Raw genomic sequence first — 17,364 nt, forward strand, 5'->3', positions numbered from 1 at the left:
TCTCTTAACAATTTAAGTTCACAGTGAATAACACACTAGATCACTTAATCGATTAAGTAAAGAAAATAGCGCAACAAATAAACATTATTTTAACAAGTAAGACCATTGAGTTTGCTTATAGAAACGCACTGGATACCGCAACATATAAAGGCTACACAAATGGAGAGTGCTGTTTTTACAATCCGCAAAACCAGCACATTAAAGGGGGTAATATAAATTTAAAAAACGAACGTTTAAGATTGGGAGTCTGAACTAATGCGGCTTGCCACTGCGCCCGCTTGCCCCTTGTACTTAGCATCCAAGCGGGCATTGTAAGGTTTTTCAGCCGGACGGCTTAACACTTCAAAACTTAACGCCCCAATTTTCATCATGGGGCGAAGTGCCAGTGGCAACTTGCCGCTGTTATAGAATTCCAGCACGATATTGCCCGACCAACCCGGATCAATGCGGTGTGCGGTTACGTGCACCATCAATCCCAATCGCGCCAATGAGGAACGGCCGTCTAACCATCCCACAATGTTATCTGGCAACGTCACCGATTCATGGGTGATTGCCAGTGCAAGTTCACCGGGGTGAAGAAAGAATGCCTTGCCTTCGGGCAATACAATTTCGTCACTCATTACCGATTCCAGTGCTGCCTGAACCTCGGCTTTCGGTCCACTTAAATCAATGAATGGCGCAGCGTGATCTTCGAATACGCGAAATTTGTTACCCAAACGCAGATCCACTGTTACGCCACTGATGTGCTCGTAGCCGGGCTGGGGATCAATCCGGATTTTGCCAGATTGCAAATGGTCGTAAATGTCGCGATCGCTTAAACGCATAGAACTTCTCTGTATTGGCTATTGATAACGTGAATCGTTAACGGCAATAGATTACTTATGGGTGCGTATTATGCGGTGCGCATTGCGATCAATCAATCTGTATTAATGCTATTTCGCCCCGCGAGCTATTCGCGAGCCATATGCAAACCATCCGAAAACCCTTTTATCTAGCTATTTACCGGATTAAACGCGATGGGTTCGCCTTTGATATGTTTAGAACCATGCTGTGATACCGGCACGGTTAATGCCAACTGCATCGACACCGCTCTGGCCATGGCGCGATAAGCGTCAGACAACACATGGTCCGGTTCACTCACTAACAATGGCTTGCCAGTGCCTGCGTGTTCACGAATAGTGGTATTGAGGGGTAACGCGCCAAGTAAAGGCAATCCATAGCGTTCAGCCAGCGCTTGTCCACCGTCTTTGGCAAAAATGTAATCTTTGTGGCCACAGGCCGTGCACTGGTAATAACTCATATTTTCTACCAGTCCCAGTACCGGGATATTCACTTTGTTGAACATCGCAATGCCTTTTTGGGCATCGGCCAACGCCAGATCCTGTGGCGTTGTCACTACAACGGCGGCAGTTAGTGGCACTTGCTGCGCCATGGTGAGCTGCACATCGCCTGTGCCTGGCGGCATATCCACAATCAGATAATCCAAAACTGGCCACAGGGTTTCATTTATCAGTTGCGCTAGTGCTTTGCTTGCCATCGGACCACGCCAAATGGCAGCATCTTCGGCTGGCACCAGATAACCAATAGAATTGGCTACCAATCCATACGCCTGAAGCGGCTGCATATGCTTGTTATCAGCCGTTTGCGGCCGTTCACGGGTATTTCCCAGCATAATTGGCACAGATGGGCCATAGATATCTGCATCCAGAATACCCACTGTTGCGCCTTCCTGAAGTAATGCACAGGCCAAATTAATGCTGGTTGTTGATTTACCTACCCCGCCTTTACCCGATGCTACAGCCACAATATTACGTACATTGGTAACCGGTGGCCTCAGGGTTTGGCCACTTTGAATGGTTTGATTCAGCGTGACTGAAAAGCCATGGTGTTTTGATTCGTTCAACGCGTGTTGTATATACGTTTCAATGTCTGGCCACTGAGTTTTGCACGCAAAGGGAAACGTTATCTGAACATGCCTATCGTTTAACTGACACCAACCGGCCGACTCTGCCGTTTCCACTGAGAAATAGCTGGCCAGTTTTTCAGCAACAAATTGAACCACAGCATCAGGTTTTTTAGCTTTACCGGAAAAAAACATGGGTTACCTGCAAATTTAAGGGTTTTACAACATTACTTAATGCAAAAAAAGCGCATTTCCGCTAGTATTTGCGCCATTTCCATTAGCTTAAAAGCCGAACAATAATAGTCTATGTCAGAACAGAGTCAGCTTCCCCAAGGCAAGCGCCGTATTTTGGTAACCAGTGCGTTACCTTACGCCAATGGTTCCATTCACCTGGGCCATTTACTTGAGCACATCCAAACCGATATCTGGACACGTTTCCAGCGTCTGCGCGGACACGAATGTTACAGTGTTTGTGCCGACGATGCACACGGTACGCCGGTGATGTTAAAAGCCCAGGAACTGGGCATCACCCCGGAAGAAATGGTGGCTCAAACTCGCGCAGAGCATCATCAGGACCTGCTCGACTTCCATATTGATTACAACAACTATTATGTTACGCATTCACCGGAAAATCAGCATTACTGCGAAGAGATTTACCGCCGTTTGGATGCCGCTGGCTATATTAGCAAGCGTACCATTAACCAGTTGTTCGATCCGGAAAAGAACATGTTCCTGCCGGACCGTTTCGTAAAAGGTACCTGCCCTAGCTGTAATGCAGACGATCAGAACGGCGACAGCTGTGATGTCTGTGGCGCAACTTACAGCCCAACAGAAATGAAGAACCCGCGTTCAGTGGTCTCGGGCGCAACGCCAGTGCTAAAAGAATCTGAGCACTTCTTCTTCGACCTGCCGCAGTTTGAAGGCATGTTGAAAGACTGGATCCGTTCGGGTGCCATTCAGGAAGAAATGGCTAACAAGCTACAAGAGTGGTTTGAAGATGGCTTGCAACAGTGGGATATCAGCCGTGATGCCCCTTACTTTGGTTTTGAAATTCCTGGCGCACCTAACAAGTTCTTCTACGTGTGGGTAGATGCCCCGGTTGGTTACATGGCCAGCTTTAAACACTTCTGCGACAGCAACAATGTCGATTTCGACAGCTTCTGGAACAAAGATTCCGACGCTGAGCTTTACCACTTTATTGGTAAAGACATCACCTATTTCCACTGCTTGTTCTGGCCAGCCATGCTGGAAGGCGCGGGTTTCCGTAAGCCTACTGGCGTTAACATTCACGGTTTCGTTACCGTTAACGGCGCGAAGATGTCGAAGTCTCGCGGAACCTTTATCAAAGGCCGCACGTACCTTGACCACCTGGACCCGGAATACCTGCGCTACTACTTCGCGTCTAAACTGGGTGATGGCGTAACGGATATCGACCTGAACTTCGAAGATTTTGCACAAAAAGTGAATTCTGACCTGGTAGGCAAAGTAGTGAATATTGCCAGCCGCTGCGCCAGCTTTATTACCAAGCGTTTCGACGGCAAGTTGTCTGATAACGTGCTTGAGCCTGAGCTGGTTGCCCAATTCCAAAACGCTGCTGAGCCAATTGCGGCGCTATTCGAAAAGCGCAAGTACCATCAGGCAGTTCGCGAGATCATGGCGCTGGCCGATAAAGCCAACCAGTTTATCGACACCAATGCACCATGGGTTACCATTAAAGATGAGAGCAAACAGCAGTTTACTCATGACGTATGTTCACTGGGCATTAACCTGTTCCGTATTCTGGTAACGTATCTGAAGCCAGTGCTGCCCATTCTGGCAGACAAAACAGAAGCGTTCCTGAACGACACGCTAACGTGGGCAAGCAGCCAAACAGTGCTTACCGGTCATGCTATCGAAAAATTCAAGCCTATGATGCAACGGGTAGAGATGGATAAAATTGAAGCCCTGGTTAACGCATCAAAGGAGAGCCTGACAGCCAAGCCTAAAATCGATCCAAACAGTCCACTGGTAAAAGATCCAATCAGTGAAACCATTACTTTTGACGACTTTGCGAAAGTTGACCTGCGTATCGCCCGCATTGCAAAGGCGGAACATGTGGAATCTGCCGACAAACTGTTGCGCCTGGAATTGGATTTAGGTGGTGAAACCCGTCAGGTATTCGCTGGTATCAAGTCGGCTTACGCACCTGAAGATCTGATTGGAAAGCATACCGTTATGGTTGCCAACCTGGCCCCTCGCAAGATGCGCTTTGGTATGTCAGAAGGCATGGTACTGGCTGCCGGCCCCGGCGGTAAAGAACTCTACATACTTGAGCCTCATGAAGGCGCCCAACCAGGTATGCGCGTTAAGTGATAAAAACCGCCAGGTTTTTATCATCCCGGAATGTCCATTGGACATGTCCGGGATCTACTCAAACACCCCGCTGTAATCAATAGCCCTGCGAGCATTGCCACAAGATCCCCGCCTTCGCGGGGATGACGGTAAATGAAAGCGCGGGGATGACGTTTGAAAAATTGAGGATGACCCCAAATACGGTCATCCCGGGCTCGACCCGGGATCTACTTAAACACACCGCTGTAATCAATAACCTCTGCACGTAACGCCACAAGATCACCGCCATCGTGGGGATGACGGTAAATGAAAGCGCGGGGATGACGTCAAGAGGAAGCTTAGGGATGACGTTTGAAAAATTGTGAAGGAAACTCAGGGATGATATTTAAAAGATTGTGGATGAATGTAGAAAGATTAGGTACGTATGCCGAAAAATTGCGCTCGTCGATTAGAATTTTAAGAACGCGTTTGCGACGTTACATCGCGCATACTTGCGCCAACGGTTGAAAAACGCGGTTTTACTTTCCAATTCGCCTTCACGGTTGTCATAGGAATTGTGCGTTTACGGGCCAGAAGCACGTAAACAGATGAGCACCACGGGCAATGTTTACTGCACCATTGTTGCCATGCTGCAGGCTGTTTAGCGGCCTGACTGGCAAACAGCATAGAAAATAAAATATGCCGGTGTTCAACCACTTCAAATCCCAATAGTTGTAACCAGTCTTTTATGCGACCGGCAGAAAAGAAGCGCGCGGAATGCAGTACATTGCCGTTTTTAATAGGTAAAAAGCGCGCCACTCCGGTTAAACTGAAGGGATTGAAGCCACTTATGATCACATACCCGTTGGCGGTGATCACCCTGTCTACCTCACGCAAAATCTCGTGAGGATCCTGCGCAAAATCCAATTCATTTGCCAACAGCACACCATCAATACTGTTCTCCACATAAGGCAGGTTGTCTGAGCGCGTAATAATACCGGAGAATTCTGAGGCTATTTGCGTTTGTTGGATGTGATGGCGAATAGAACAATCTGGCAGGACCAATTCACTGCTAAGATTGCCTAGTTTCAGCATGTGATAACCAAATACCCGCTGGCTGAGCTCGTTACATACCTGCTGAATAACCAGTTTTAATTCTTCCCCTCCCGGTAATTCAGACCAGCGTTGAGGATAGTGTGGCGGTTTTGAACGAAACGCAGATTTCATAGGGCGCTGAAATACATCCTTTAGGGTTTAATAGGCTGCACGTGTTGCATGCAACAGCACAACTTTATAGTATCTGGCTATTGAAATACAGCCATTGAAAAAGCCATGACGAATGCACCGGGATTTCCTGAACAGGTTAATGTGACGCCCATTCCGGCGTTTAACGACAACTACATATGGTGTTTGCATAACAACTCGCATGCAATCGTCGTTGATCCGGGTGATGCCGACCCTGTGTTGGCTTTTTGCCGGCAACAGGGGCTTACCCTGTCAGCCGTTCTGATTACCCACCACCATCGCGATCACACCGGCGGCATTGCATCTCTGTCAGCCGCGGTTAAGGATTTGCCGGTGATTGGCCCCCGCGGTGGGCATATCAGTGGGATTACTAAATCTGTTGCTCAGGGTGACATGGTAAAACTCCCAGCCATTGATTGTGAGTTTTCGGTATTGGAAGTTCCGGGTCACACACTGGACCATATCGCTTATGTGGGTCACAATGCGCTGTTCTGCGGAGATACGCTGTTTGCGGCGGGGTGTGGTCGGTTGTTCGAAGGCACCGCAGAACAAATGCACCGTTCACTGAATAAAATTAAACGCCTGTCACCCGCTACCGCCATTTACTGTACGCATGAATATACCCAGGCGAATGTTAAGTTTGCCCTGGTGGTCGATACTGATAATCCCAAACTACAGGCGTATTCTGAATGGGTAAACACAACCCGGAACAATAATTGCCCCACTCTGCCTGCCGATCTGGCCACACAGCTCGCTATCAACCCGTTTTTGCGTTGTGATAATGAAGCTGTTGCAAAAAGCGTCAGTCAGTTTGCCAATACGGAACTTTCAGATGAAATTGCCGTCTTTAGTCAGCTAAGGAAATGGAAAGATAACTTTTAAGTTCTTCATCTTTAGTTCTATTTCTTGCTCAAAATACAGGCGATGTTAATCAACGGGATGCATTAAATCGCCAATTTGCGTACACTGGCGTTTGCCTCAATCGATCAAAGGGTAAGTTTTTACATGAAGTTGAAGTTGTCTGTGCTGTCCATCATGGTTACGTCGCTGCTTGCGGGCTGTCAGTTAACAGGCCCGGATCATGAAGATACCGCACTATCAGACAACCGCACCACGTGTGAAATAGCCCATACCGACATTAACGATCAGGCCGACTGCGAACTGGCTAACGAAGGCGTGATTGAAGTGATGCACCCTTCGGAAGAAGTGGAGGTGGATTTAGATCAAACATTAGATGACGTTGAACCCGGCATTGTATCTGATGTGTGGCGAAGAGCCAGTAATCAGTTTCAGTTTGACATCCCCGACAATGAGCGCATTGCCATCCAACGCGATTGGTATTTAAAGCACCCGGCGTATATGGAACGCGTATCCAAGCGCGCCAAACCTTTTATTCACTATATTGTGCAGCAAATTGAAGAACGTGAAATGCCTCTGGAACTGGCGTTGTTGCCAATTGTGGAGAGCGCCTTTGATCCGTTTGCGTATTCGCATGGCAGAGCGGCGGGCATGTGGCAATTTATTCCGGGTACCGCATCTCGCTTTGGTATTCAGCAAACCTGGTGGTACGACGGCCGCCGGGATGTAGTGGCATCAACCGATGCAGCACTGGATTACCTGACTTATTTGAATGACATGTTCGACGGTGACTGGCTGCATGCACTGGCAGCCTATAACAGTGGTGAAGGACGTGTTGGAAAAGCCATAAAGCGCAATGAAGACGCCGGTAAGTCTACTGATTTCTGGTCGCTGGACTTGCCCAAGGAAACACGTGCTTATGTGCCAAAACTATTGGCCCTGGCCGACATTCTGAAAAATCAGAATGACTATGAGTTTGAGTGGCCTGAAGTAGAAAATGAACCCGTTATCACTACTGTCGATATTGGTTCGCAAGTTGATTTGGCTTTTGCCGCTCAGCTGGCCGACATGGATTTAAAATCGCTACACGCACTGAATCCGGGCTTTAACCGATGGGCTACCGATCCCGAAGGTCCACATCGCTTAGTATTGCCATTAGACAAAGCAGACAGCTTTTCAGAAGCGTTGGAAAACGTTGAGCAAAATGACCGCTTAAACTGGGTGCGTCACAAAGTAAAATCGGGCGATAGCCTGTTAAAAATAGCTAAGGAATACCACACTACGGTTGACGTAATCAAAAGTGTAAACGAAATGAAGGACAACATGATCCGCGTAGGTGAGCACATAATGGTGCCCGTTGCGCTGAAAAAGCTGGATGCCTATTCGTTGTCGGAAGATCAGCGACTGGTTAACACACAAAACCAGAAACGCGGCAGTTATCAGCTTACTCATGAAGTGAAATCAGGTGATACCCTGTGGGATATCAGCCGTAAATACAACGTGAACACGCGTTCGTTAGCAAAATGGAATGGCATGGCGCCTACCGATCCACTTATGCCGGGAAAAAACCTGGTTATCTGGGTAAATGAAGCCAACGATGAACAAAAACGCGACGCTATCATGCGCACACTTACCTACACAGTAAAGAGTGGCGACTCGCTGGCCCGCATTGCGCAAAAATTTAATTTGCGCACCAGTGATATTACCAAGTGGAATAAGCTGAACCCGGATAAATATCTGCAACCGGGGCAAAAACTTACGTTGCATGTTGACGTGACCCGCCTTAAAAACGTTGGCTAAGGATCAGGTAACCCATGTTAAGGATTAACCGGGAGAATCTGCGAAATAGTCACGAGGGGCCCTGGTTACTGCTCGACTTAGTCATGCTGGGCCTGCTGTTTTTAAACCTGCTGTTTTTATTGTTTGACGGCCTGTATGGCACAGCGTTTGTTCATGACACGCTGAATAGCTGGTCTCCTGCGTTTGTGAGTTTCTACGAGCCGATCCACCGTAATTTTATACTGGTGGATTTAATCTTTATTACGCTTTTTCTAAGTGAATTCTTCCTGCGTTGGGCAGTGGCCATAAAACGTAAAGAACACCTGCGCTGGTACTTTTTTCCTTTTCTACGATGGTATGATTTAGTAGGTTGTATCCCCTTAGGGGGCACCCGTATCTTCCGCTTTTTGCGGATATTTTCAATTTTGTATCGATTGCACAAACACCAGATCATCGACCTCAACCAAACCGCGTTGTACCGGTTTATAGCCTTTTATTACGATGTATTTGTAGAAGAACTCAGCGACCGGATTGTGGTAAAAGTGCTCTCAGATGCACAGCAGGATATCGCAGCGGGTTCACCATTGATTGAGGATATTACCCAAAACGTGCTGGCCCCTCGCCGTCCGGTGATCAGCAATTGGGTGTCGGGAATTGTAAACCACTTTGGTCAGTCTATTGGCGACAGCAAACATGGCGATGTTATTCGACGCCATGTAAAAAACAGTGTTGGAAAGGCCGTGCGCGACAACGCACAAGTTAACACGTTGTCGTTTGTCCCCGTGCTAGGTAAAACCATTGAAAACACGTTGGAACAAGCGGTTACCGATATTGTAACAGCATCAATAATCAATTTATTGGCCGATCTAAAACCCAACGATATTGAAGAGTTTCTGGCACACGGTTTAACCGATTTCACCCCCTCAGAAGAAAACCTGGAAGACGAATTTTTAAAGGTAGTAAACGAATGCCTCGAAGCCATTAAAGGGCACGTTTCACAACAACGCTGGAAATCGCATTTACTGGAAAAGCAGCAACAAAAACAAGCGGCCAACATGGCTGAAGACAGGGACAATCGCGATGCTTAAGCACCTTGAATTAAAAATTCCACCCGTGGTGATTTTTCTGTTGGCGTTAATAGCTACCTGGTATGTCAGTGACTTTGGCTGGTTGCCGTTGCCCTACCTGTTGCGTCCACTCGGCTTTGTCATTTTTGTTGCTGGCGGTTTTATTGGTATCGCAGGTGTAATTGCATTCAGGCAGCACAAAACCACGGTTAATCCGCATAAAATTGAAAACGCCAGTAATCTGGTAAGCAATGGTATTTTTAAATACACCCGCAATCCCATGTATTTGGGATTAGTTGTAGGGGTAATCGGCAGTGCGTTTATTTTTCGCGATGCGAGTGGGTTTGTTTTCGCAGTGCTGACTTGTCTGTATCTACAGCGCTTCCAGATTCAGCCCGAAGAACGCATGATGCACCAACTTTTTGGGGAAGAGTTTGCCCGCTATTGCAAACGGGTAAATCGTTGGCTGAGTGTGTCAGCCAACGATTAGCGCAAACTGTTAGTGTTACTGGCGACGCCAGGTCGTGCCCTGAGCACCATCTTCTAACACAATGCCCATTGCGGTGAGTTTGTCTCTGGCCGCATCAGCTGCGCCCCAGTCTTTGGCTGCTCGTGCATCGTTACGTGCTTTGATCAATGCTTCAATTTCTGCTGCATCATCATCACCACCCGATTGCAGGAAGGCTTCCGGATCGCGTTGCAAAAAGCCTAAAATACCGCCGATCCCCTTTAAAACAGCAGCCAACTTGCCGGCTTCTTCGGCGTTGTCTTTTTGTTTATTGAGGTCGCGGGCCAGGTCAAATAACACTGAATACGCCTCAGGCACGTTCAGATCGTCATTCATCGCAGCTTCAAATCGCGCTAAATAACCACCGTAACTCAGGTCGGTAACACTATTCACATTCACACCACGCAAGGCGGTATACAAACGTTCTAATGCTGATTTGGCCTGATCGATGTTGTCCTGGGAATAACTCAACTGGCTGCGATAGTGCGCAGACATTAGGAAAAATCGCAGAATTTCAGCATCGTGCTCCGCCAGTACATCGCGTAACGTAAAAAAGTTACCCAAAGACTTGGACATCTTTTCGTCGTTAACCTGTACCATGCCGGTGTGCATCCAGGTGTTTACGTACGGCGTATCGAACGCGCAGCAGCTTTGTGCTACTTCGTTTTCGTGGTGAGGGAAAATCAAATCTGACCCGCCACCGTGAATATCAAAATGTTCGCCCAGATGCTTGTGATTCATTGCGCTACATTCTATATGCCAGCCAGGACGTCCCTCGCCCCATGGCGATGTCCAGCTTGGCTCGCCTGGTTTTGCTGTTTTCCACAACACAAAATCAAGCGGATCATCTTTGCCTTGAGCCACTTCTACCCGCGCACCCGCTTGTAGTTGTTCCAGGTTCTGACGGCTTAGTTTGCCATAGTCGTTGTATTTACTTACATCAAACAGTACATCACCACTGTCGGCCTGATAGGCAAAACCCTTGTCCATTAAGCGCTGGATCACGTCGATGATCTCACTCATGTGGCCGGTAACCCGTGGCTCTGCATCAGGCACCAGCAGGTTTAATGCTGCAAAGTCCTCGTGCATCATACCAATAGTGCGTTCGGTAAGCGCCTCGGCGGTTTCGTTATTGGCGTTGGCCCGGGCAATAATTTTGTCGTCAACATCGGTGATGTTGCGTACGTACTTCACATCGAAATTCAGATGACGCAGGTAACGCACCAGCACATCAAAACTCAGATACGTACGGGCATGGCCCATGTGTGACAGGTCGTATACCGTTATGCCACACACATACAGCCCCACCTTCCCTTCTACCAGCGGCTGGAAGCGCTCTTTCTGTCGGGTTTTGGTGTTAAACAGCTGTAACATAACGATAGATTCCTTAGTAACCTTAAATTTGGTGCCGAAGTTTAGCATTGTCGGGTTTGAGTTGCTACGCTTTAACGGTACCGTGGCATTTAAGGACTTTTAGCATTGCGTCAATTGGGCTACTATTGCTGCAACTGATTCAGTGACCCAACAATAAGGTTAATTACTATGGTGACATTAAAAACAAATTACGGCGATATAACCCTGGAACTGTTTGCCGATAAAGCACCTAACACTGTTGAAAACTTTTTGTCTTATGTAAAAGACGGCTTTTACGACGGTACTATTTTTCACCGCGTTATCGATGGTTTTATGATCCAGGGCGGCGGTATGACTGCCGACATGGAACAGAAAAGCACCAAAGCGCCCATTAAAAACGAGGCCAATAACGGCGTTGCCAATGCCGCAGGCACTATTGCAATGGCCCGTACCAATGATCCGCATTCTGCTACTGCTCAGTTTTTTATTAACGTAAAAAACAACGATTTTCTGAACTTCAGCAGCGAATCAATGAACGGCTGGGGATACTGCGTATTTGGTAAAGTATCCAGCGGTATGGATGTAGTTGAAAAAATCAAAAATGTAAGAACGGGCAACCACGGCTACCACCAGGACGTACCGGTTGAACCTGTTGTTATTGAAAACGCGGTCATCAGCGAATAAGATGCACGCCAATTGCATAGCGTAAGGGAGTCCTGTGGCTCCCTTTTTAATGCCAACAGACTGATTTTACATGCCATTTACCTATTTCATTGCTGACATTCACTTAAGCGCAGAGCGCGAAGATATTACCCGGTGTTTACTGGAGTTTCTCGCTACTGATGCCGTACAGGCTGAAGCACTTTACGTGCTGGGTGATTTATTTGAGTTTTGGTTAGGTGATGACGATGTAACGCCCTTGTCAGAACAGATCGCAAGTGCATTTAATGCCCTGTCGCAGTCTATCCCTGTTTACTTTATCCATGGTAACCGCGACTTTGCAATCCGTCAGGGATGGGCGAATAAAGCCGGCATAACGTTACTTCCGGAACAATACGTTATTGATTTATACGGTGAGCCAACGCTTCTCATGCATGGTGATGAATTGTGCACGCTGGATGTGGCCTACCAGAAGTTCCGCAAAAAGGCCCGTGGATGGTGGTGGCCCAGATTAGTTGGCGCTCTGCCCTTGTGGCTTAGACGAAAACTTGCTCAACGCGGCAGAAAAACCAGTCAGAAGAATCAGCAAAAACTCACCGCTGAAATCATGGATGTCACACAAGAAGAAGTGGTAAAAGCAATGGCGCACCACAAAGTAACCAGAATGATACACGGGCATACACATCGCCCAAACATTCACTCGCTGACCGTAAACAATAAGCCCGCGCACCGCATTGTACTGGGCGACTGGTATACACAGGGCAGCGTATTACGCGTTAGCGCTGTTGACGTAAATTTAGAAAAACGACAGTTTAATTAAGCCCTTTTTGTAATAAAACTGCCAAGCTTTAGTAAGATTTCTGCCAATAAACCTTCATCTTGGTTTCAATTAACATTCATAAACCCCCTCTAGGATATCTGCACTCGGATGCCAAACCAATGTGCTGATTTTCAATCAGTTCTCTATAGGCATTTCCGACGAATCTCGTTTCAGCGGAAAAAACTGCTGCAACATATAAAAATGACAAGTCACTATTGGGAATATCACAATGAAACTGAACTGGAAACTCACTGCCAGTGCTGTTGCTATGGCTGTATCTTCAGGGCTACAAGCTGATGTTCTGCCCACTTACCAGGCAGAAAGTGCGTGGTTTACTGACGCGCAATCGAAAATCGAACACAAGCTCGAAGTAAACAATAAATTCAAAGCAAAGAACGTAATTTTGTTTGTAGGCGACGGTATGGGCGTGTCAACGCTTACTGCAGCGCGGATCCTGAAAGGCCAGAATGCCGGTAATTCCGGTGAAGAAGGTTATCTTAGCTTTGAAGAATTCCCTCACTCTGCGTTAGTGAAAACCTACAACGTTGATGCACAAACACCTGATTCAGCAGGCACCATGACAGCCATGATGTCAGGTTTAAAAACCGATGCTGGCGTAATTGGCGTAGACGAGGACATCGAGCGCGGTAACTGTGCCACGGTAGCAGGTAACGAAGTGGTTACCGCACTGGAGCTGGCCGAAATTAAAGGTCTGTCTACCGGAATCATTTCCACTGCGCGTATTACTCACGCGACACCAGCTGCAACCTATGCAAAATCTGCTGATCGCAACTGGGAAGATGATGGTGACATGCCAGAAGAAGCAATTGCAGCAGGTTGTACTGATATTGCCGACCAGTTAGTAAACTTTGAAAGCAATCTGGAAGCGCGTTACACCGGTATCGATGTAAACGGTATCGAAGTGGTATTTGGTGGCGGCCGCCGTTCGTTTTTACCGAAGGATGCAGCTTTTAACAGCCCGGACGCTGTGAGTTCAGTTGAAGGCGACCGTATGGATTCTCGCGACCTGACTGCTGAATGGCAATCCATGTATGAAAACGGCGTGTACATCTACGACCAGACTGGTTTTGATGCCATCGACACCGAAATCACAGAGCGTGTATTTGGCTTGTTTAACGAATCTCACATGCAATATGAAGCAGACCGTGCCAACGATATCGCAGGCGAGCCTTCTGTTGCTGAAATGACAGAAAAAGCTATTGGCATTCTGGACAACAACGACAAAGGGTTTTTCCTGATGGTTGAATCTGGTCGTATTGACCATGGTCACCATGCGGGCAGTGCCTACAACGCACTAACTGACACACTGGCCTTCGAAGCAGCAGTGAAAGCGGCATACGACAACACCAACCCGGACGAAACGCTGATTTTGGTAACCGCTGACCACAGCCACGTATTTACCATTGCCGGTTATCCCAAACGCGGCAACCCGATTCTGGGCAAAGTGGTTAACGTAGGCTCTGATGTACCAGCCACTGCTGCTGATGACATGCCCTACACCACATTAGGCTATACCAATGGTTTAGGTCATCAGGATCTGGGCACAGAAACGGATGCAGATGCAGTGTATGCCTATGAAGCCAATGCGGGTCGTAAAGATTTAACTAACGTTGATACCACTGCTTCAGGCTATCACCAGGAAGCCTTGATTCCACTTGGTTCTGAAACCCACGCGGGTGAAGACATTTCTTTGCACGCTACTGGCCCAGGCAGTCAACTGGTGCAAGGTGTAGTTGAGCAAAGTGTCGTATTCCACCTGATTAATCAGGCTTTGGATCTGGTAGAAGAATAAGCGGAGTTATAACCATGAATGTATTTAAACTAAGTGTTGTTGCCGCTGCCGTAATCGGATTGAGCGCATGTTCTTTAGACGGCGATGATGGCAAAGACGGTGTAAATGGTACCGACGGCGTAACCAGTCTGGTTGTGCAAACGGAATTAGCAGTTGGCGATGCAAACTGCCCGAATAGCGGTGTACAAATCGATTCAGGTTTAGACAGCGATAACGACGGCGCGTTATCCGATTCTGAAATCAGCTCAACCAGCTATGTGTGTGTTCCCGCAGCCTCATCAGTTGATTCATCAGAATTGCTAACCTCGTTAAACAACGACTGGTTTGTTGAAGCTGCAGCCGAAGTAGAAGCCAACAAAACAGTTTGGTTACAAGCAACTGGTGCGTTATCCACCAGTAGCATTAACAGTAATAACGTAGTGGTAACCAGCAAGGCGGACTTACAGCGCACAGTTACGTCTCTGCGCGGTCAGGCAAAGAACATCATTTTGTTCATTGGCGACGGCATGGGTGTATCTACCGTTACTGCAGCGCGTATTCTTGATGGTCAGATGAAAGGCCTGGACGGTGAAGAGAACCAGCTGAGCTTCGACAAATTCCCGTTTGCGGGACTGTCTAAAACCTACAACGTTGATGCACAAACACCTGATTCAGCCGGCACTATGACAGCCATGATGTCTGGTGTAAAAACGGACGTGGGTGTAATTGGGGTAAGCGAAGACATCGAGCGTGGCAATTGTTCTACTGTTGCCGGAAACGAACTGGTAACGGCCCTTGAACTAGCGGAGATCGCTGGCAAATCAACGGGTGTAATTGCCACTGCCCGTATCACTCACGCAACACCAGCGGCGACGTATGCCAAATCAGCAGACCGCGACTGGGAAGACAATTCAGACATGCCAGCTGAAGCATTAGCCGCTGGCTGTAAAGATATTGCCGACCAGTTGGTGCACTTTGAAGCCAATCTGGAAGCGCGTTTTGACGGTGTTGACGTAGACGGTATCGAAGTGGTTATGGGTGGCGGACGTCGTCATTTCCTGCCCAAAGATGCCAGCTTTAACAGCCCGGATGCAGTGAGCTCGGTGGAAGGTGATCGCACAGATGGTCGTGATTTAACAGCGGAATGGTCTGCCATGTACACCACAGGTACTTATGTGTATGACCAGGCTGGCTTTGACGCCATCGATACAGAATCAACCAGTAAAGTGTTTGGTTTGTTCAACGAATCACACATGCAGTACGAAGCTGACCGCGCAAACGATATTGCCGGCGAACCTTCGTTAACCGAAATGACTGAAAAAGCCATTCAGGTATTAGATAACAACAGCAAGGGCTTCTTCCTGGTAGTTGAATCTGGCCGTATTGACCACGGTCATCACGCGGGCAGTGCCTATAACGCCCTTACCGACACTGTTGAACTGGCAAATGCAGTAGCGGCAGCGGATGCCATGACCAGCGACGATGACACCTTAATCATTGTTACCGCCGACCACAGCCACGTATTTACCATTGCCGGGTATCCAAAACGCGGTAACCCCATTCTGGGTAAAGTGGTTAATATTGGTTCGGATGAACCTGCAACGGCGGCCGACGACCAGCCTTACACCACACTGGGTTACACCAATGGACTGGGCTTCCGTGATTTAGGTGACGAAACTGACGCTGACGCGATTTATTCGTATGCCGCTAATACTGGCCGGATGGACCTGACTGACGTGGATACCACTGCATCAGGCTATCACCAGGAAGCACTGGTACCCATGGGTTCAGAAACCCACGCGGGAGAAGATGTAGGTATCTATGCGAAAGGTCCAGGGGCCTGGTTAGTAAATGGCACCAACGAACAAAGCGTGATCTTTCATGTGATGGATTACGCGGGTGACATCGTGAATAAAGCCGAACAAGCAATAGAATAATCTGTTGCGATAAATAACCGTTCGGATTACCGATGGGTTACCGGTAGGTTGCCGCCAAGCGGCAACCTATTTTGCGTCTTAAAAATCATCACACTTTGAATACCAATGAGAACATGATGTACAGAGCACTTCTTTTATCCATAAGTTTTTGTTTGAGCGCCCAACTGGCGCACGCCGAAAGCTGTGACGCCCAGGCTTCCACCCTGCATGCTGAATATACAATCCATACGCATTCAGCAAAAGGTGACAACACCAAACTGCTGAATTTATGGCGTCAGCAGAACATGGTTGCCCATGAATACCCACAAACCCGGATCACAGAAACCTGGGAACACATCCACAACCGCTTAATAAAGCCCACGCGCTATTTTGATGAACACCAGCGTGCTATCGAGTATCAACCTGGAGAGTCGGTTCACGGTAAAACAGAAACCAGCTGGACGTATCGCAATCAGTTATTCAGTGACGAATTACTGGCAAGTATGACACCAGGTAACATACAAGGTGATGACTGCCTGCAAACTCAAACGTACACACTCAACAAAAACGGTGCTGAATGGACCCTAATCTGGCTGCCTGAGTTGAGCATTGCGAAGTCTTTCTCGGTTGTATCGGGGTCTCAAACAATTGAATGGTCACTTACCACACTGCAGTTCGACCCGGCTCCTGTAGACGCTTTTTTTGCCCACCGCATGGCCTACCAAACTACGGATTTTGCCGACATAGGCGATGACCATACTGATCCCTTTTTAACCAAAATGGTACACCAGGGCTTTATCGAAAAAGGCGCATCCGGGTACTACAACGCCAAAGGTGAAGCCATAGGCGAAGGGCATCACCATTAACCACTGAGAGAGAGCTCACCGCACTTTCATTCACCTGCTCACTTATTTATGAAATGCAGACTGCAGATACGGCTGTCTGCATTCATATACTCAAACAATCCCTGTGGCCACTGGCAAGATGATGCATATGTGTTATATAACATGCATGTTAAATAAAAAGTAATGCGTACTGCATTGCGAATACCGTGCATCAAGGAAGGTGATAATGACGGTTTGGCTACTCTCTCAGGAAAACTTCATCTACGGATCGGTACTATTTATCTTGCTTGTCATTTTATTTATCGAAT

At 47.7% G+C, this 17,364-nt stretch carries 14 protein-coding genes; 10 read left to right on the forward strand and 4 right to left on the reverse strand.

The window, feature by feature from the left end; all coding sequences use genetic code 11:
- Window positions 1-233 precede the first annotated feature (233 nt).
- Together dcd and apbC are read right to left on the reverse strand one after the other, a co-directional pair.
- Window positions 234-824 (reverse strand): dCTP deaminase, encoded by a 591-nt coding sequence (dcd, locus tag ACLR2L_RS07775; RefSeq protein ID WP_413367150.1) that lies wholly within the window; start codon window positions 822-824, stop codon window positions 234-236.
- A 167-nt stretch (window positions 825-991) separates the two neighbouring features.
- A complete protein-coding gene (gene apbC, locus ACLR2L_RS07780) occupies window positions 992-2,098 on the reverse strand; it encodes an iron-sulfur cluster carrier protein ApbC (protein ID WP_413367153.1) in 1,107 nt (368 codons plus the stop codon).
- Window positions 2,099-2,209: 111 nt separating this feature from the next.
- Between apbC and metG the strand changes: the two genes are divergently transcribed.
- The gene (gene metG / locus ACLR2L_RS07785; protein WP_413367156.1) at window positions 2,210-4,255 is read left to right on the forward strand and encodes a methionine--tRNA ligase; all 2,046 of its coding nucleotides are present in this window, start codon (window positions 2,210-2,212) and stop codon (window positions 4,253-4,255) included.
- 435 nt (window positions 4,256-4,690) lie between these two features.
- Here the strand turns inward: metG and ACLR2L_RS07790 are convergent, their stop codons facing one another.
- Window positions 4,691-5,440: a class I SAM-dependent methyltransferase gene (locus ACLR2L_RS07790; RefSeq protein ID WP_140956604.1), complete on the reverse strand. Its 750-nt coding sequence runs from the start codon at window positions 5,438-5,440 to the stop codon at window positions 4,691-4,693.
- Between the two features lie 105 nt (window positions 5,441-5,545).
- Between ACLR2L_RS07790 and gloB the strand changes: the two genes are divergently transcribed.
- From gloB to ACLR2L_RS07810, 4 genes are all read left to right on the forward strand, one after another.
- Window positions 5,546-6,340 (forward strand): hydroxyacylglutathione hydrolase, encoded by a 795-nt coding sequence (gene gloB / locus ACLR2L_RS07795; RefSeq protein WP_413367158.1) that lies wholly within the window; start codon window positions 5,546-5,548, stop codon window positions 6,338-6,340.
- Window positions 6,341-6,463: 123 nt separating this feature from the next.
- A complete protein-coding gene (locus ACLR2L_RS07800) occupies window positions 6,464-8,116 on the forward strand; it encodes a LysM peptidoglycan-binding domain-containing protein (RefSeq protein WP_413367160.1) in 1,653 nt (550 codons plus the stop codon).
- A 14-nt stretch (window positions 8,117-8,130) separates the two neighbouring features.
- Window positions 8,131-9,183, forward strand: coding sequence for an ion transporter (locus tag ACLR2L_RS07805; protein ID WP_413367162.1), 1,053 nt, complete (start codon window positions 8,131-8,133; stop codon window positions 9,181-9,183).
- The gene (locus ACLR2L_RS07810) at window positions 9,176-9,652 is read left to right on the forward strand and encodes a methyltransferase family protein (RefSeq protein ID WP_413367164.1); all 477 of its coding nucleotides are present in this window, start codon (window positions 9,176-9,178) and stop codon (window positions 9,650-9,652) included. Before ACLR2L_RS07805 ends, ACLR2L_RS07810 begins: the two co-directional genes overlap by 8 nt.
- A gap of 15 nt (window positions 9,653-9,667) precedes the next feature.
- Here ACLR2L_RS07810 and cysS read toward each other — a convergent pair whose 3' ends face one another.
- On the reverse strand, window positions 9,668-11,044 hold the full coding sequence (cysS, locus tag ACLR2L_RS07815) for a cysteine--tRNA ligase (protein ID WP_413367166.1): 1,377 nt from the start codon (window positions 11,042-11,044) through the stop codon (window positions 9,668-9,670).
- A 168-nt stretch (window positions 11,045-11,212) separates the two neighbouring features.
- Here cysS and ACLR2L_RS07820 point away from each other — a divergent pair, with 168 nt between their 5' ends.
- The 5 genes from ACLR2L_RS07820 (at window position 11,213) to ACLR2L_RS07840 (ending at window position 17,077) form a co-directional block, all read left to right on the forward strand.
- On the forward strand, window positions 11,213-11,707 hold the full coding sequence (locus tag ACLR2L_RS07820) for a peptidylprolyl isomerase (RefSeq protein WP_140956593.1): 495 nt from the start codon (window positions 11,213-11,215) through the stop codon (window positions 11,705-11,707).
- Window positions 11,708-11,777: 70 nt separating this feature from the next.
- Entirely contained in the window at window positions 11,778-12,503 is a 726-nt protein-coding gene (lpxH, locus tag ACLR2L_RS07825; protein WP_413367168.1) for a UDP-2,3-diacylglucosamine diphosphatase, read from the forward strand.
- A gap of 229 nt (window positions 12,504-12,732) precedes the next feature.
- A complete protein-coding gene (locus ACLR2L_RS07830; RefSeq protein WP_413367170.1) occupies window positions 12,733-14,316 on the forward strand; it encodes an alkaline phosphatase in 1,584 nt (527 codons plus the stop codon).
- 14 nt (window positions 14,317-14,330) lie between these two features.
- A complete protein-coding gene (locus ACLR2L_RS07835) occupies window positions 14,331-16,232 on the forward strand; it encodes an alkaline phosphatase (protein WP_413367172.1) in 1,902 nt (633 codons plus the stop codon).
- Window positions 16,233-16,384: 152 nt separating this feature from the next.
- Window positions 16,385-17,077, forward strand: coding sequence for a hypothetical protein (locus ACLR2L_RS07840; RefSeq protein ID WP_413367174.1), 693 nt, complete (start codon window positions 16,385-16,387; stop codon window positions 17,075-17,077).
- Window positions 17,078-17,364 lie beyond the last annotated feature (287 nt).

This window comes from Alteromonas sp. AMM-1, assembly GCF_047290655.1.
GTDB lineage: Bacteria > Pseudomonadota > Gammaproteobacteria > Enterobacterales > Alteromonadaceae > Alteromonas > Alteromonas mangrovi.

Excerpts from the sequence above, each read along its gene's own strand:
- ACLR2L_RS07830 (WP_413367170.1), top strand. The coding sequence starts at position 12,733 with ATGAAACTGAACTGGAAACTCACTGCCAGTGCTGTTGCTATGGCTGTA.
- ACLR2L_RS07810 (WP_413367164.1), top strand. The coding sequence starts at position 9,176 with ATGCTTAAGCACCTTGAATTAAAAATTCCACCCGTGGTGATTTTTCTG.
- ACLR2L_RS07805 (WP_413367162.1), top strand. The coding sequence starts at position 8,131 with ATGTTAAGGATTAACCGGGAGAATCTGCGAAATAGTCACGAGGGGCCC.
- ACLR2L_RS07790 (WP_140956604.1), bottom strand. The coding sequence starts at position 5,440 with ATGAAATCTGCGTTTCGTTCAAAACCGCCACACTATCCTCAACGCTGG.
- metG (WP_413367156.1), top strand. The coding sequence starts at position 2,210 with ATGTCAGAACAGAGTCAGCTTCCCCAAGGCAAGCGCCGTATTTTGGTA.
- apbC (WP_413367153.1), bottom strand. The coding sequence starts at position 2,098 with ATGTTTTTTTCCGGTAAAGCTAAAAAACCTGATGCTGTGGTTCAATTT.
- ACLR2L_RS07820 (WP_140956593.1), top strand. The coding sequence starts at position 11,213 with ATGGTGACATTAAAAACAAATTACGGCGATATAACCCTGGAACTGTTT.
- lpxH (WP_413367168.1), top strand. The coding sequence starts at position 11,778 with ATGCCATTTACCTATTTCATTGCTGACATTCACTTAAGCGCAGAGCGC.
- gloB (WP_413367158.1), top strand. The coding sequence starts at position 5,546 with ATGACGAATGCACCGGGATTTCCTGAACAGGTTAATGTGACGCCCATT.
- dcd (WP_413367150.1), bottom strand. The coding sequence starts at position 824 with ATGCGTTTAAGCGATCGCGACATTTACGACCATTTGCAATCTGGCAAA.
- ACLR2L_RS07835 (WP_413367172.1), top strand. The coding sequence starts at position 14,331 with ATGAATGTATTTAAACTAAGTGTTGTTGCCGCTGCCGTAATCGGATTG.
- cysS (WP_413367166.1), bottom strand. The coding sequence starts at position 11,044 with ATGTTACAGCTGTTTAACACCAAAACCCGACAGAAAGAGCGCTTCCAG.
- ACLR2L_RS07800 (WP_413367160.1), top strand. The coding sequence starts at position 6,464 with ATGAAGTTGAAGTTGTCTGTGCTGTCCATCATGGTTACGTCGCTGCTT.